At 48.6% G+C, this 442-nt stretch carries 1 protein-coding gene and 1 pseudogene; both read right to left on the bottom strand.

Going from position 1 to position 442, the window contains the following annotated elements; genetic code table 11:
- Positions 1-108 precede the first annotated feature (108 nt).
- Positions 109-216: pseudogene (locus BHE85_RS27730) on the bottom strand (IS66 family insertion sequence element accessory protein TnpB); the annotation flags it as partial.
- Between the two features lie 30 nt (positions 217-246).
- Positions 247-442, bottom strand: a 196-nt coding sequence (locus BHE85_RS18700) for an IS3 family transposase (RefSeq protein WP_139286454.1), incomplete at its 5' end; no start/stop codon positions are given.

The following is a 442-nucleotide window of genomic DNA, read 5'->3' as shown; positions in this document are numbered from 1 at the left end:
AACCAGACTCAGTTGCTGGTCTTTCTGACGGAGCTGGCATTCCAGTTCTGCAATGCGAATGAGGTATTTTTGATTCATGGCCGTTTTTATAATCCGGCCATGACATTTTTACAACATTGTCAGTGCATTAAGGCGGGATGTTTTTGGCTGACGCCAGTCCAGCTTATCGAGGAGCATTGCCAGTTGCGAGCGGGTAATGGATACTGAACCGCCCCGGGTTTCCTGGAGAGTGTTTTATCTGTGAACTCAGGCTGCCAGATCATCGTTTCCGATGGAAGCATAATAAGCTTTTTCTGCTTCTGCCGGAGGGATGTGGCCCAGCCTTTCCAGCAATCGTCGATTATTATACCAGTCCACCCACGTGAGTGTGGCCAGTTCCACTTCTGCACGGTTTTTCCAGCTCTTACGGTGTATTACCTCCGCTTTGTAAAGACCATTGATG

The sequence above is a fragment of the Shigella sp. FC1567 genome (assembly GCF_001743015.1).
In the GTDB taxonomy this organism is placed as follows: Bacteria; Pseudomonadota; Gammaproteobacteria; order Enterobacterales; family Enterobacteriaceae; genus Escherichia; species Escherichia coli.
Note: the sequence above shows the minus strand (reverse complement) of the source record. Positions and strands in the feature narration are given on the sequence as shown.